15 protein-coding genes are annotated in these 14,121 nt (G+C 70.9%); 6 read left to right on the top strand and 9 right to left on the bottom strand.

Annotation, left to right across the window (positions count from 1 at the left end; translation table 11 throughout):
* Positions 1–101 precede the first annotated feature (101 nt).
* From B0W88_RS07390 to B0W88_RS07375, 5 genes are all read left to right on the top strand, one after another.
* Positions 102–725 (top strand): FMN-dependent NADH-azoreductase, encoded by a 624-nt coding sequence (locus B0W88_RS07390; protein ID WP_077034020.1) that lies wholly within the window; start codon positions 102–104, stop codon positions 723–725.
* Positions 726–767: 42 nt separating this feature from the next.
* Entirely contained in the window at positions 768–1,634 is an 867-nt protein-coding gene (locus tag B0W88_RS07385; RefSeq protein ID WP_077034019.1) for a pirin family protein, read from the top strand.
* A 206-nt stretch (positions 1,635–1,840) separates the two neighbouring features.
* On the top strand, positions 1,841–2,077 hold the full coding sequence (locus B0W88_RS07380; protein ID WP_077034018.1) for a glycine zipper 2TM domain-containing protein: 237 nt from the start codon (positions 1,841–1,843) through the stop codon (positions 2,075–2,077).
* Between the two features lie 69 nt (positions 2,078–2,146).
* Positions 2,147–2,308: a hypothetical protein gene (locus tag B0W88_RS33510; protein ID WP_158080817.1), complete on the top strand. Its 162-nt coding sequence runs from the start codon at positions 2,147–2,149 to the stop codon at positions 2,306–2,308.
* 93 nt (positions 2,309–2,401) lie between these two features.
* Positions 2,402–2,746, top strand: coding sequence for a hypothetical protein (locus B0W88_RS07375; RefSeq protein WP_077034017.1), 345 nt, complete (start codon positions 2,402–2,404; stop codon positions 2,744–2,746).
* Positions 2,747–2,818: 72 nt separating this feature from the next.
* Here B0W88_RS07375 and B0W88_RS07370 read toward each other — a convergent pair whose 3' ends face one another.
* The 6 genes from B0W88_RS07370 to paoA form a co-directional block, all read right to left on the bottom strand.
* Positions 2,819–3,274, bottom strand: a complete 456-nt coding sequence (locus tag B0W88_RS07370) for a hypothetical protein (protein ID WP_077034016.1) — start codon at positions 3,272–3,274, stop codon at positions 2,819–2,821.
* Positions 3,274–3,435 (bottom strand): DUF1328 domain-containing protein, encoded by a 162-nt coding sequence (locus B0W88_RS07365; protein WP_077034015.1) that lies wholly within the window; start codon positions 3,433–3,435, stop codon positions 3,274–3,276. The genes B0W88_RS07370 and B0W88_RS07365 overlap by 1 nt, the downstream gene beginning before the upstream one ends.
* Before the next feature lie 143 nt (positions 3,436–3,578).
* Complete coding sequence (locus tag B0W88_RS07360; protein WP_077034014.1) at positions 3,579–4,493, bottom strand: pirin family protein; 915 nt, start codon at positions 4,491–4,493, stop codon at positions 3,579–3,581.
* A gap of 9 nt (positions 4,494–4,502) precedes the next feature.
* Positions 4,503–6,713: an aldehyde oxidoreductase molybdenum-binding subunit PaoC gene (gene paoC / locus B0W88_RS07355; protein WP_077034013.1), complete on the bottom strand. Its 2,211-nt coding sequence runs from the start codon at positions 6,711–6,713 to the stop codon at positions 4,503–4,505.
* A complete protein-coding gene (locus B0W88_RS07350; protein WP_077034012.1) occupies positions 6,710–7,663 on the bottom strand; it encodes a xanthine dehydrogenase family protein subunit M in 954 nt (317 codons plus the stop codon). Before B0W88_RS07350 ends, paoC begins: the two co-directional genes overlap by 4 nt.
* Positions 7,660–8,328 (bottom strand): aldehyde dehydrogenase iron-sulfur subunit PaoA, encoded by a 669-nt coding sequence (gene paoA, locus B0W88_RS07345; protein ID WP_077034011.1) that lies wholly within the window; start codon positions 8,326–8,328, stop codon positions 7,660–7,662. The genes B0W88_RS07350 and paoA overlap by 4 nt, the downstream gene beginning before the upstream one ends.
* A gap of 175 nt (positions 8,329–8,503) precedes the next feature.
* Here paoA and B0W88_RS07340 point away from each other — a divergent pair, with 175 nt between their 5' ends.
* Positions 8,504–9,844 (top strand): HD-GYP domain-containing protein, encoded by a 1,341-nt coding sequence (locus tag B0W88_RS07340; protein WP_077034010.1) that lies wholly within the window; start codon positions 8,504–8,506, stop codon positions 9,842–9,844.
* Here the strand turns inward: B0W88_RS07340 and B0W88_RS07335 are convergent, their stop codons facing one another.
* The 3 genes from B0W88_RS07335 to B0W88_RS07325 form a co-directional block, all read right to left on the bottom strand.
* Positions 9,845–11,995: a xanthine dehydrogenase family protein molybdopterin-binding subunit gene (locus tag B0W88_RS07335; protein WP_077034009.1), complete on the bottom strand. Its 2,151-nt coding sequence runs from the start codon at positions 11,993–11,995 to the stop codon at positions 9,845–9,847.
* Between the two features lie 2 nt (positions 11,996–11,997).
* Entirely contained in the window at positions 11,998–12,465 is a 468-nt protein-coding gene (locus B0W88_RS07330; RefSeq protein WP_077034008.1) for a (2Fe-2S)-binding protein, read from the bottom strand.
* Between the two features lie 50 nt (positions 12,466–12,515).
* A partial coding sequence (locus tag B0W88_RS07325) for an ATP-binding protein (RefSeq protein ID WP_144006659.1) occupies positions 12,516–14,121 on the bottom strand: 1,606 nt, incomplete at its 5' end.

Here is a 14,121-nt window from a genome sequence, read left to right as displayed (position 1 = left end):
GAACAATCTTATCCAAATAGCGGGCTTCTGCTGGGGGATTGTTGCTCCTACAGTTCTTCTCACGGTCACTGAGACCAGCAACCCACACCAAGGAGCCCCTGATGAACATCCTGCAACTGAACTCCAGCGCCCGTCGTGTCCAGGACGGCCAAGGTTCTTATTCGACCCGCCTGGCCACCGAGCTGGTGGCCGGCCTCCAGGCCGCTAACAGCCAAAGCAAGCTGACCGTGCGCGACCTGGGCCTGAACCCGCACCCGGCGATGGACGAGGCCGCCCTGGGCGCCCTGTTCACCCCCGCCGACAAGCGCAGCGCCGAGCAGGCCGAGCGCGTGGCCGCCAACGACGCGCTGATCGACGAGCTGTTCGCCGCCGACGCGATCGTGATCGCCACGCCGATGATCAACTTCGGCGTGCCCACGCAGCTGAAGAACTGGATCGACGCGGTCGCCCGCGCCGGCACCACCTTCAAGTACGGCGCCACCGGCCCGGTCGGCCAGGTCACCGGCAAGAAGGTGTACATCGTCAGCGCCTCCGGCGGCGTCCATCGCGGCCAGGTGACCGACGGCGTCACGCCCTACCTGCGCACGGTGCTGGGCTTCCTGGGCATGACCGAGGTCGAGTTCATCTACGCGGAAGGCCTGGCCATGGGCCCGGACGCGGAAGCCGCCGGCGTGGCCGCGGCCCGCGCGCAGATCGCCGAACTGCTGGGCGGCGTGACGGCCTGAGTGCCGACTCCCAGCTTCATCTGACAGAGAGGATAAACGACCATGACGACCACCCTTGCGCTGCGCCAGCCGCGTGCCGTGGAACGCCTGGTCGCCGGGCAGGCGACCAGCGACGGCGCCGGCGTCAAGCTGACCCGCGTGCTGACCCAGAACCTGCAGCGCCGCCTGGACCCCTTCCTGATGCTGGATGCCTTCGGCTCGGACAGTGCCGACGACTACATCGCCGGCTTCCCCGACCACCCGCACCGCGGCTTCGAGACCATCAGCTACATGCTGGAGGGCCGCATGCGCCATCGCGACTCGGCCGGCCATGAAGGCATGGTGGCCGACGGCGGCGTGCAGTGGATGACCGCTGGCCGCGGCGTGATCCACAGCGAACTGCCGGAGCAGCGCGAAGGCCGCATGGAAGGCTTCCAGCTGTGGCTCAACCTGCCCGCCAAGGACAAGATGCGCGCGCCCTGGTATCGCGACATCCCGAGCGGCGAGATCCCGGAACTGCAGTTGCCGGGCGCGACCGTGCGCGTGATCGCCGGTGCCAGCCATGGCGTCGGCGGCGCGGTGCAGCGCGAGCACACCGAGCCGCTGTACCTGGACCTGCACCTGGAGCCGGGCGCCAGCTTCGAGCAGGCGCTGCCCGATACGCACAACGCCTTCGCCTACGTCTATCGCGGCGCGCTGAAGTTCGAGACGGGCTGCCAGGTGCCTGCGCAGCGGATGGCCATCCTGGCCAACACGCCGGGCAGCGACGGCGTGCGGCTGACCGCCGGCGATGCCGCGACCCGGGTGCTGCTGATCGCGGGGCGGCCGCTGGACGAGCCGATCGCCCAGCACGGCCCCTTCGTGATGAACACGCAGGCCGAGCTGATCCAGGCGGTGCGCGACTACCAGGCCGGCACGCTGGCCGCCTGAGCCGGCTTGCCCCGCGCAGGAGGCCCGCCATCGATGGCGGGCCTTTTTTCATTTCATCTGCTTACGCGCCTTGTCGGACGCCTCCGACGAGGCCTCGCGGCACAAGCCGATTCCTCGCGCCGGGGCAGCGCCCCACACTGGCTCCACGCTGCCACGGCATGTGGCGCCCGAGGGCACCAGCCCCCAACACAAGCGAGGTCTACACCATGAACGTCAGCAACAAGCAATCTCTCAAGCGCCACGGCGGCATCGTCCTGACAGCCGTCCTGGCCATTTCGCTCAGCGCCTGCGCCGGCATGAGCCGTCGTGAAAGCAGCGCCCTGGTCGGCACCGCGGTCGGCGGCGTCGTCGGCGCGGCGGCCACCGGTGGCAGCACCGTCGGCACGGTCGGCGGCGCGGTCGCCGGCGGCGTGATCGGCAATGAACTGGGTAAGAAGAGGTAACAGCCTTCCTCCCGCCTGTCGTCGACCGACACGCTCCATTCGTTGAGTCAGAAAACGGAGAGACACCTCATGCAATACCAAGCTGCCCAGAACGCTCCCGATGCCGGCCTGCAACCCTTTGCCCAAGGCGGGCAGGCAGTGCCAGCGCACTTCGATGCCAGCGAGCTGGACGTAGGTTATGAGGTGGCCTTTCCCTTCCTGACGGAGAACAATCTCACGGACGCTGGTTGACAGACTTCGGCCCCCCCTAACTGCCACATGGACGTCGCTTCGATGCGGCGTTTTTAATGCGCGGCAGCTGGACTTTCCGAGGACTTGTTGGACATGAGCACTCCGTACCCGATCGGCACCGCCGCGACCATCGCAAGCGCCCACCTGGCCGCCGTGAGGGAGCGCACGCGAGCCTCCACCCTGCAGCAACGCTTTGCCCTGGCCGGCGTGCTGCTGGCCGTGGTCATGGTGGTCGTGCTCTACCAGATCCTCACGAACAACATCGCCCAGCTCGAGAACCGGCGCCAGGCCCGGCAGCAGCAGGAGCGCGATCGCCATGCATGCATGATGCAGACGGGCCGGCTTGAGCGCGACCAGTGCCTTGCCGCGTTGGTGCAGGCCGCTCCGCTGCCGCCGCCGGCCGCCGGAATGACGGAGGCCACGCTGGCCGGCCGCTGATACGCGCGGCCCGCAGAAAAGGGAAAGGCCGGTCGGCTGACCGGCCTTTTCTCATGGGCGAGCCGTCTTGCTTCAGGAAGCCAGCGGACAGAACACCAGCATCGGGCAGGGCATCACCCGGTGCAGGCAGTCGGCGTCGCCGTGCAGGGTGAACACGGCGAAGCGCTGTTCACCCAGCTGCAGCTGGGTCGGCCGCTGTTCGGCCGGAGCGGACACCAGTTGCAGCTGCCGGTCATAGCCGTGCATCAGGTGCAGCTGGCGCGCCAGCGCGGCCTGCATGGACGGCAGCTCGGGCGCCAGTTGGCCGAACAGCGCGATCAGGCCCTGGTTCCGGTGCTGGCGCAGGTCCCGATCCAGTGCGGCGGCGGTGCCGGCATCTCCCAGCCGCAGATACAGGTGGATGCGGAACCAGGGCGAGCCGGCATGCCCTTCCTCCTGCAGCCGCTCCTGCACGCAGTTGCGCAGATAGGCCTGAAGGCCGGGGCTCAGCGGCGGTTCGGCGCCGGCGGCCGGGACGGTGGCCAGCATCAGCGCCGCACCAGGCTGACGATGAAGCTCGCGATCGCCATCGCGATGAACACGAAGAACAGCAGCTTGGCGATGCCGACCGCGCCGGCCGCGATGCCGCCGAAGCCGAAAAGCGCCGCGATCAGCGCGATGACGAGGAAGACGATGGCGTAGTGAAGCATGATGAGGGGCTCCTGCAAGTCGACGGGGATGAGCCGACTTTAGGCAGGTGGCCGCGGCGCCGGCGTCCGGCCCCGGCCAGTCCCGGCGTGAGCCGGCGCTGCATGCGCGTGTAGGCCGGCGCCTACGCCATGCGGAAACCGCTTCAGCGGCTCGCTCGCAGGTGCAGCTGCGAGGCGTCCGGCGCCGGCAACCGCGGCCCGTCATAACCCCGTACCTCGACGCCAGCGAAGACGCCGCTGCCGGCGTTCCAGTCGGCCGCGAAGCGCTGGATGTCCTCGCCGTTGCGACCGACGAAGTTCCAGAACAGCAGCGGCTGCTCCTGCAGCGGCTCGCCGCCCAGCAGCAGCAGGCGGGCCGGGCCTTCGGCGGCCAGGTCCAGCGAGGCCAGGCCCGGCGCGATGTAGAGCAGGCTGCCCGGTTCAAGCCGCTCGTCGTTGCCGTCGATGCCGAGGGTGACGGCGCCTTCCAGCACCATCAGCCCGTGCTCGAAGCCGGTGTCCAGCGCCAGTGTCGTGGCCGCTTCGCTGCCGCTGGCGATGTCCACGCCCAGCAGCGGCGTGTACTGCGGCACCGGCGAGACCTCCTCGCCATAGCGGCCGGTCAGCAGCGTCAGCTCGAAGCCGTCCTGGCCGATGTGCGGCAGCTCCGGAAAGTGCTGGAAGGCCGGCTCGCAGAAGCGCTGCGCGTCCGGCAGCGCGATCCACAGCTGGGCCAGGTGGATGCGGTCGGACAGCGACTCTTCCGAGTGCGCGATCGCCCGCCCGGCGGTCATCAGGTTGACCTGGCCCTGGCGCAGCACCTGCTCGCTGCCGAGGCTGTCGCGGTGCAGCACCTCGCCCTCGATCATCCAGCTGAAGGTCTGCAGGCCGGTGTGCGGATGCGGGCCCACCCGCATGCCCTTGCCGGGCGCCAGCGGGGCCGGGCCGGCATGGTCGAGGAAGCACCAGGCACCGATCAGGCGCCGCCGCGCGGTGGGCATCGCCCGGTTGATCGGGATGCCGCCGACATCGCCGGGCTTGCCGGGAATGCGTTCGTAGAAGTGATTCGTGGGGCTCATGGGCGGTGATCATGCCACCGCAGGCAGGCCCTTCAACAGCTTGTCCAGCCGCACCGGATAGTCGCGCACCCGCACGCCGGTGGCGTTGTAGACCGCATTGGCCACTGCCGCGCCGACCCCGCAGATGCCCAGCTCGCCCACGCCCTTGGCCTTCAGTGGCGAGGACATCGGATCGGTCTCGTCGAGGAACACCACCTCCTGCTGCGGGATGTCCGCATGCACCGGCACCTCGTAGCCGGCCAGGTCGTGGTTGACGAAGAAGCCGCGCCGCTCGTCGACCACCAGTTCCTCCATCAGCGCCGCGCCGACGCCCATCGTCATCGCGCCGATCACCTGGCTGCGCGCGGTCTTCGGGTTCAGGATGCGGCCGGCGGCACACACCGCCAGCATGCGGCGCACGCGGGTCTCGCCGGTGGCCGCATCCACCGCCACCTCGACGAAGTGCGCGCCGAAGGTGGACTGCTGGAACTGCTTGTCGAGCTGCCCGTACTCCATATGGTCCTCGGCCTGCAGGCCCGCCGGGCCGACAGCCTCGCCCAGGCCCATCGGCTGCGCGCCGGACAGCAACTGCCCATCGGCCAGCCGCAGCTCCGCCGGCGCGATACCGTGGCGCCGCGCCAGCGCCTCGCGCAGCTTGACGCAGGCCGCATAGACCCCGGCGCTGGCGCTGTTGCCGCCCCACTGCCCGCCCGAGCCGCAGGAGACCGGGAAGGCCGAGTCGCCCAGCCGCACCCGCACCCGCTCCAGCGGCACGCCCAGCATCTCGGCGGCCGTCTGCGCCAGCACCGTATAGCTGCCGGTGCCGATGTCGGTCATGTCGGTCTCGACGGTCACGATGCCCTCGTGGTCGATGCGCACGCGCGCGGCGGACTTCATCACCAGGTTGTTGCGCAAGGCTGCCGCCACGCCGAGGCCGACCAGCCAGCGTCCCTCGCGGCGCTGGCCGGGCGCGCGCCGTTCGTGCCAGCCGAACTGCCCGGCGCCCTGGCGCAGGCAGTCGGCCAGCCGGCGCTGCGAGAACGGGCGCGCGGGCTTCTCGGGGTCCACCAGCGTGTCGTTGCGCAGGCGGAACTCGACCGGGTCGAGCCCCAGCTGCTCGGCCATCTCGTCGATCGCGATCTCCAGCGCCATCAGGCCCGGCGCCTCGCCCGGCGCGCGCATCGCATTGCCCTCGGGCAGGTCCAGCGTCGCCAGCTTCATCGCCGTCATCCGGTGGGCGCCGGCATAGAGCAGCCGGGTCTGCATCACCGCGGTCTCTGGCGAACCGCCTTCCAGGTTGCCCGACCAGCTCTCGTGCGCGATCGCCGTGATGCGCCCGTCGCGCCCCGCGCCGATGCGGATGCGCTGGATCGTGGCCGGCCGGTGGGTCGTGTTGTTGGCGACCAGCGGCCGCTGCAGCGCCACCTTGACCGGCCGCTTCACCGCCCGCGCGCCCAACGCGGCCAGCAGCACATCGGCCCGCAGGAACAGCTTGCCACCGAAGCCGCCGCCGATGAAGGGCGAGACCAGCCGCACCTTGTCGCGCGGGATGCCCAGGGTCCTGGCCAGGTCGCCACGGCCCCAGTCGACCATCTGGTTGGCGGTCCAGACGGTGAGCCGGTCGCCTTCCCATGTGGCCAGCGTGGCATGCGGCTCCATCATCGCGTGGGACTGGTCGGGCGTCGTGTAGTGCTGGTCCAGCCGCACCGCGGCCTGCGCGAAGGCGCCGTCGAAGTCGCCGACCTGGCTGGCCGGCGGCCCGCCGACGCCGCCGCCGCCCTTGGGCGCCTTCGCGCCGTCCTTGCCGGCGGCCAGGCTGAAGGCGCCCGGCGCCGCCGCGTAGTCGATCTTCAGCAGCGCCGCCGCGGCGCGGGCCTGCTCGAAGCTCTCGGCCACCACCAGCGCCACGGCCTGGTGGTAGTGCTCGATGGCCGGACCGCCGAGCAGCCTGGCGGTGTTCTTCGAACCCTTGCCGAGCTTGCCCGCATTGCGCGCGGTGACGATCGCCAGCACGCCCGGCGCGGCGCGCGCGGCCCGGTCGTCCAGCGCGGCGATGCGCCCCTTGGCGATGGCCGCGCCGACCACCCAGCCATAGGCCGGGCGGGCCGCGATGTCGTGCCGCTCGTAGGCATAGGGCGCCGTGCCGGTGGTCTTCAGCGGCCCGTCGATGCGCGATGTCGGGTGCCCGACGACCTTCAGCTGGTCGATCGGATTGGTGGTGGCCGGGGTGTCGAACTTCATGCGCGATCTCCCGCCATCACCGCAGCCAGCGTGCGTTCGGCCAGCGTCAGCTTGAAGGCGTTGTCGGTGGTGGGCCGCGCGCCGTCGAGCAGCCGTGCCGTCAGGGCCCTGGCGCCGCGTGGCATCTCGGCCTCGGCCGCCTCCACGCGCCAGGGCTTCGGCGCGACGCCGCCCAGCGCGACGCGGCCCGAGCCGTCCGGCTGCAGCACCGCGGCCACCGAGACCAGCGCGAAGGCGTAGGAGCTGCGGTCGCGCACCTTGCGGTAGACGTGCGTGCCGCCCAGCGGCCGGGGCAGCGTCACCGCGGTGATCAGCTCGCCGGGCTCCAACGTGGTCTCGATCTGCGGCGCGGCCTCCGGCAGGCGATGCAGCTCGACGATCGGGATGCGTCGAGCCTGCCCGTTAGGGGCCAGCGTCTCGACCGTGGCGTCGAGCAGCCGCATCGCCACCGCCATGTCGCTCGGATGCGTGGCGATGCAGGCGCCGCTGCCGCCGATCACCGCCAGCTGCCGGCTTGCGCCGCCGTCCAGCGCCGCGCAGCCGCTGCCGGGCCGGCGCTTGTTGCAGGGCTGGTTGCCGTCGTAGAAGTAGGGGCAGCGGGTGCGCTGCAGCAGGTTGCCGGCGGTGGTGGCGCGGTTGCGCAACTGACCCGATGCGCCGGCCAGCAGCGCGCGGGACAGTACCGCATAGTCGCGGCGCACCCGCAGGTCGGCGGCCAGGTCGGTGTTGCGCACCAGCGCGCCGATGCGCAGGCCGCCCTCGGGCGTGGGCTCGACGCGGTCCAGGCCCAGCCCGTTGACATCCACCAGATGGGCCGGCGTCTCGACCTGCAGCTTCATCAGGTCCAGCAGATTGGTGCCGCCGGCGATGAAGCGGGCGCCGGGGCGCCCGGCCGCTGCGCGCACGGCGGCCTCCGGCGAGGCGGCGCGCTCGAAGCTGAAGGCCTTCATGACGCGGCCTTCGTGGTCGCTGTTGCGCCGGCCACCTCGGCGATCGCCTCGATGATGTTCGAGTAGGCCCCGCAGCGACAGATGTTGCCGCTCATGCGCTCGCGCAGCTCGGCGCCGCTGAAGGCCGGCGCGGCCAGCAGGTCGGCGCTCGCGTGGCTCGGCAGGCCCTGCGCCAGTTCCTGCAGCATGCCCACCGCCGAGCAGATCTGCCCCGGCGTGCAGTAGCCGCACTGGTAGGCGTCATGCTCGACGAAGGCGGCCTGCAGCGGGTGCAGCCGGCCGGGGCGGCCCAGGCCCTCGATGGTGGTGAGCTGCGCGCCGTCGTGCATCACGGCCAGGGTCAGGCAGCTGTTGATGCGCCGGCCGTCCAGGAGCACGGTGCACGCGCCGCACTGGCCGTGGTCGCAGCCCTTCTTGGTGCCGGTCAGGTGCAGGTGCTCGCGCAGCGCGTCCAGCAGTGAGGTCCGGTTGTCCAGCACCAGTGGCTCGGATCTGCCGTTGACGTTCAGGGTGATGGTGCTGGTGGGCGGCGGGGCGGACATCGGCGGTGGCGTGGTTCTTGCGGCGGGTGCGGCAGTGGCGGTGGTGGCCGCGGCGCAGGCGCCGCCTGCGATCAGCAGCTCGCGCCGGGTGATCGCGAGGATCTCATCGATCTGGGCTTGCATGGGCTGTTTCGGTGATGTCGGAATGGCCGCCATCGGCAAACGGCAGGCCCGGGCGTCGCTTGCTAACGTCGAAATTCGGCGGTTTGTCCAAGGAGCGCCCGGCCGGCGTTGAAGCCTGCCGGGCGGACGTTCAGAATCAAGGTCAACAACAACAGGGTCAGGGGGCTGGGCAGGCATGTCGAAGGTCAGCGACAGGCGCATCGTGCTGCTGGATCCCCACGGGGAGACCGGCGGGGTCAACCCGCACTATCTGCATCACCTGCTGTCGGCCGGCGAACGCTACGACGTGCGTGCCGGCGCGGACATCACCAGCGAATCCGGCGCGCGGCTGCTGGCGGCGCGCACGCGGCTGGACGAGGACGTGCGCGAGGTGCTGCGCCACAGCCGGCCCTCACGGCCGCTGGAAAACAGCGTGGTCATCGCCGATGGCATCGGCGGCGCGCAATTGCAGCAGCTCGCCGCGCAGCTGATCGACGAGTACCCGCTGCTGCTGGCGCTGGACGCCGTCGATGCCGACGAATCGCTGCCCGAGGTGATCGGCCGGCTGCGGCTCTCGCCGCCGCTGCAGGCGCTGCTGACCGTCTATGCCGAGCAGCCCGGCGAGCGGCTGCGCCACGCGGTGGGCGTGGCCCTGCTGACGCTGTCCATGGCCCGCAAGCTGCTGCCGGGCAAGGCCATGCTGCAGCGGCAGCTGGCGCTGGCGGCGCTGGTGCACGACGTCGGGGAGCTGTTCATCGAGCCCGTCTTCCACGACCGCGAGCGCGAGCTGGACGCCACCGTGTTCCGCCAGATCGCCAGCCATCCGCTGATCGGTTCCCGGGTGCTCGCGGCGATGGAGGGCGCCGGCCCGCTGGTGGCCGATGCGGTGCTGTCCCACCACGAGCGGCTGGACGGCTTCGGCTATCCCCGGGGCATCGCCGACGAGCAGTTCACGCTGCCGCAGCAACTGCTGGCCAAGGCCGAATGGCTGGCGGGCCTGATCGAGGCCGGCACCGGCCCGCTGATGCGCGCCACGATCTCCGCCAAGCTGATCCCGGGCGAGTTCAGCCAGCCGGTCTCGCTGCTGGTCTACATGGCTACCCGCGGTTCGCGCGAGATGGCCGAGTTCCTCGACTCGGTGGAGACCGAGCAGCAGCTGGCCCGCAAGGCCGCGATGGTAGTGACGCTGCTGCGCCGCTTCCTGGGCCTGCGCGCACTGGTGGACGGCGTGCTGGCCAAGGCCGGCCCGGAGCTGCGCGCGGTGATGGAGCGCGGCCTGCAGCGCCTGCAGCGCATCCATGCGGTGTTCGGCAGCGCGGGGCTGGACCACTCGATGAGCCCCGAGCAGCTGATCGCCGGCATCAAGGCAAGACCCGACCCCGACGAGCGCCAGGAACTGCTGAACCTGGTGGACGAGTTCGGCTGGCGCATGCGCGAGATCGAGCGCACCTTCCGCTTGCGCGGCAGCCTGATGGCGCCGGGCGACGCGGCTCTGATGCAAGCCTTCGTCGCCCAGCTGAAAGGCGATCTCGCCTGATCAGGCCTTCTTCAGCAGCGCGGTATCGATCGGCAGGTTGCGGATGCGCACGCCGGTCGCCTTGAAGATCGCATTGCAAAGCGCCGGTGCCAGCGGCGGCGTGCCCGGCTCGCCGATGCCGCCCGGGTTCTCGCCGCTGGCGAGGATGTGAACGTCGACCTTGGGCATCTCGTTCATCCGCACGACCGGGTAGTCGTGGAAGTTGCTCTGCTCGACGCGGCCGTCCTTGTAGCTGATGCGGCCGTACAGCGCCGCCGAGAGGCCGTAGACGATGGCGCCTTCGATCTGGCGGGCGATGGTCTGCGGGTTGACGAGCTGGCCGCAGTCCACCACCGCCGTCACCTTGTGCACGCGCGGCGTGCCGTCCGGCGCCACCGACACCTCGGCCACCTCGGCCACGTGGCTGCCGAAGCTCTCCGCCACTGCGATGCCGTGGAAATGGCCCTTGGGCAGCGGCTTGCCGTAGCCGGCGCGCTCGGCTGCGGCCTGCAGGACTGCCTTGTGGCGCGGCGCCTCGTTCAGCAGGGCGAGGCGGAACTTCAGCGGGTCGGCCTTGGCGGCGTGCGCCATCTCGTCGATGAAGCTCTCGATGAAGAAGGCGTTCTGCGAATGGCCCACCGAGCGCCAGAACCACACCTGCGGACCCGGCTCGGCGCGACCGTAGGCGATGCGCTGGTTGGCGATCGCGTACGGATGGTCGGCCAGGCCCTCGACGGCGAAGCTGTCCACGCCGTTCTCCGGGATCTTCATGAAGCCGGAGGCGGCCATGATCGACGGCGAACCCACGTCGGCCCGCAGCATCGTCGCCTGGCCCTTGTCGTCCACCGAGCCCTCGAAGCGCACGACCGAGGCCGGGCGGTAGAAGGCGGCGGCCATGTCGTCCTCGCGGGCGTAGATCAGCTTGACCGGGCTGCCGCTGATCTTGGAGAGCAGGGTCGCGTCGATGGTGAAGTCCGGCGCGAAGCGGCGGCCGAAGCCTCCGCCCAGCAGCAGCGTGTTGATCTTCACCTTGGCCGGCGCGGCCTGCGCCACCTGCGCGAGGATGCCCTGCACCGGGCCCTGGCTCTGCGTGCCGGCCCAGATGGTCACTTCGTCGCCCTTGACCCAGGCGGTGCAGTTCATCGGCTCCATGCAGGCATGGGCGAGGTAGGGCACCTCGTAGCGGGCGGAGATGGTCTGCGCAGCGTTGGCGGCAGCGTCCTTCGGGTTGCCCTTGTCCACGGCGACCGCATCGGCCGACGAGGCGGCGGCCTCCAGCGCGCTCGTCACCTTGGCGCTGTCGAAGCCGGCGCGCTCGCCCAGGTCCCACTGCACCGCCAGCGCCTCGCGGCCCTGGCGCGCGGCCCAGTAGCCATCGGCCAGCACGGCCACGCCGGTCGGCAGTGTGATGATCTTCCTGACGCCCTTGACCGCCTTGGCCTTGGCCTCGTCCATCGCCTTGGGCTTGGCGTCGGGGAAGGGCGCGCGGGCCATCACGGCGACCAGCATGCCGTCCACCTGCGCGTCGATGCCGAACTTGGCCGTGCCGTTGATCTTCAGCGGCGTGTCGAGCCGGTTGGTCGGCTTGCCCATGATGCGGAAGTCCTTGGGCGACTTCAGCGCGGGCTTCTCGGGCACCGGCTGCTTCGCGGCGGCTTCGACGAGCGCGCCGTAGGCGAGCTTCTTGCCGCCCGGGCCGATCACATGGCTCTTCTCGGTGCGCAGCGTGGCCGGGTCGACCTTCCACTGCTCGGCCGCGGCGGCCACCAGCATCAGCCGCGCCTGCGCGCCGGCGGTGCGCAGCGGCGCCCAGTGGCCGCGGATGGTCGAGCTGCCGCCGGTGGCCTGCATGCCGAAGGCGGGGTTGTTGTAGGCGGTGTCCACCGGGGCCTGCTGGACCGAGACCAGGGTCCAGTCGGCGTCCAGTTCCTCGGCGGCCAGCATCGGGATCGCGGTGAGCACGCCCTGGCCCATCTCGGAGGAGCCGCAGACGATGCTGACGCGGTTGTCCGGCGTGATGCGCAGCCAGGCGTTGGGGGCGAAGGTGTTGGAGTCGACCGGGGCCTGGGCCTGCGCCAGGCGGCTGGCCAGCGGCATCGAGAAGCCGATGACCAGGGCGGCGCCGGACTTCAGCAGGCCGCGGCGGGAGGTGGTGATGGCGGTGGCGTCCATGCTCAGCCTCCCTTGGCCAGCGAGCCGGCCGCCGTGTGGATGGCGGCGCGGATCTGGTTGTAGGTGCCGCAGCGGCAGATGTTGCCGCTCATGGCGGCGTCGATGTCCGCGTCGCTGGGCGACTTCTTCTGGGCGAGCAGCGCGCAGGCGCTCATGATCTGCCCGCTCTGACAGTAGCCGCACTGCGGCACGTCGATCTTCAGCCACGCGGCCTGCACCGCCTTGCCGACCTTGCCGGCCGAGATGCCCTCGATCGTCGTCACCTTCTTGCCGGCGGCGGCGGAGATCGGGGTCTGGCAGGAACGCACCGGCTGGCCGTCGAGATGCACGGTGCAGGCGCCGCACAGGGCCATGCCGCAGCCGAACTTGGTGCCGGTCAGCTGCAGATCCTCGCGCAGGGCCCAGAGAAGGGGCTCGTCGGGGGCGCCATCCAGCGCGACCGGCTTGCCGTTGACGGTCAGGTTGATCATCGGGAACTCCTGGTATTTGTTGATCCGGAACAGCGCGCGAGAGCCTACACCTAATGCCGAATTTCTGCTGACGACGTCCCCGCGGCAAGACCTGACCCCAGCGGCCTTCGCACATGCCGCGCCAGCGCTTCCAGCAGCTGCGGCTGGCTGATCGGCTTGGTCAGGTGGGCGTCGCAGCCGGCCTCCAGGCTGGCCTGCACGTCGGACTCGAAGGCATTGGCGGTCAGCGCGATGACCGGCGTGTGAAACCGGTCGCCGTCCTCGTGTTCGATGCGGCGCAGCTCGCGGGTGGCGGCCAGGCCGTCCAGCCCCGGCATCTGCAGGTCCATCAGCACCAGGTCGTAGCGGCCGGAGCGGAACTTGTGCAGGCCCACCAGGCCGTTCTCCGCATGGTCGACCCGGTGGCCCTGCGGCAGCAGCATGGCCTCGAAGACCAGCACGTTGAGCTCGGTGTCCTCGCACAGCAGGATGTTCAGCGGCGGCAGGCGCGGCGGCGCGGCGGCGGCCGGTGCTTCCTCGGGCGCGGCCGGCGGCGCCGCGACCACCGGCAGCGGCAGCTCGACGAAGAAGGTCGCCCCTTCGCCGGGCAGGCTCTCCAGCCAGAGGCGCCCGCCCATCAGCCCCACCAGCGTGCGGCAGATCGACAGGCCCAGGCCGGTGCCGCCGTACTGGCGGCCGACAGTGCCGTCCGCCTGCACGAAGGGGCGGAAGATCAGCTCGTGCTTGTCGGCGGCGATGCCGATGCCGGTGTCGCGCACGCTGAAGCTGAGCATCCCGCCCGTGCCGCGCCGCACGTTGACGCTGACGCCGCCCTGGTGGGTGAACTTGATCGCGTTGCCGATCAGGTTGACCAGCACCTGGGCCAGGCGCTGCGGGTCGCCCTGCACCCAGGCGCGGGCGTCGGCCTCCACATGCAGGGAGAGGCTCAGGCCCTTGGCCTCGGCGCGCGGGCGCAGCAGCGTCATCTGCTGCACGAACAGCGGCTCGGGCTGGAAGGCGCTGGCCTGCAGCTCGAGCTGCCCGGCCTCGATCTTGGACAGGTCCAGCAGGTCGTTGATCAGCGCGAACAGCGACTGGCCCGCGCTGTGGAAGACCTCGACGTAGTGGCGCTGCTGCGGGTCCAGCCGGGTGTGGCCCAGCAGGTCGGCCATGCCCAGCAGCGCATTCATCGGCGTGCGGATCTCGTGGCTGACGTGGGCGAGGAACTCGGTCTTGGCCTGGTTGGCGGCGTCGGCCACGGCGCGTTCGTAGCTCAGGCGCTGGTGCGTCTCGTGCTCCCAGCGCAGCTCGGCCGCGCCGGTCAGCACCAGGCCGATCGCCAGCATCCACAGCGGCCCGATCACCGGCAGCAGCACGTGGGACTGCTGCAGCGTGATGATGGCGATGCCGCCGATCAGCACCAGCGCCAGCGCCACCGGCGCCGCCTGCTGCGACAGGCGTGGCTGCTCGCGCCGGGCGCCCCACAGCGCGGGCAGCAGCGCCAGCAGCCACAGCCCGGCGACGGCCGGCGGCGCGGCATCGGTGACGATGCTGCCGTCGCCCAGCGCCGCATAGGTGCCGGCCAGCAGGCGCAGGCCGCTCACCTGGCCGACGGCGGTCATCACCGGATCGGCGAAGAAGGCGCTGCTGCCGATGAACACGGCGCGGCCCCTCAGC

This window comes from Pelomonas sp. KK5 (assembly GCF_001984095.1).
In the GTDB taxonomy this organism is placed as follows: Bacteria; Pseudomonadota; Gammaproteobacteria; order Burkholderiales; family Burkholderiaceae_C; genus KK5.
The sequence above is the reverse complement of the archived record's forward strand: the minus strand, read 5'-3'. Positions and strand labels throughout refer to the sequence as shown.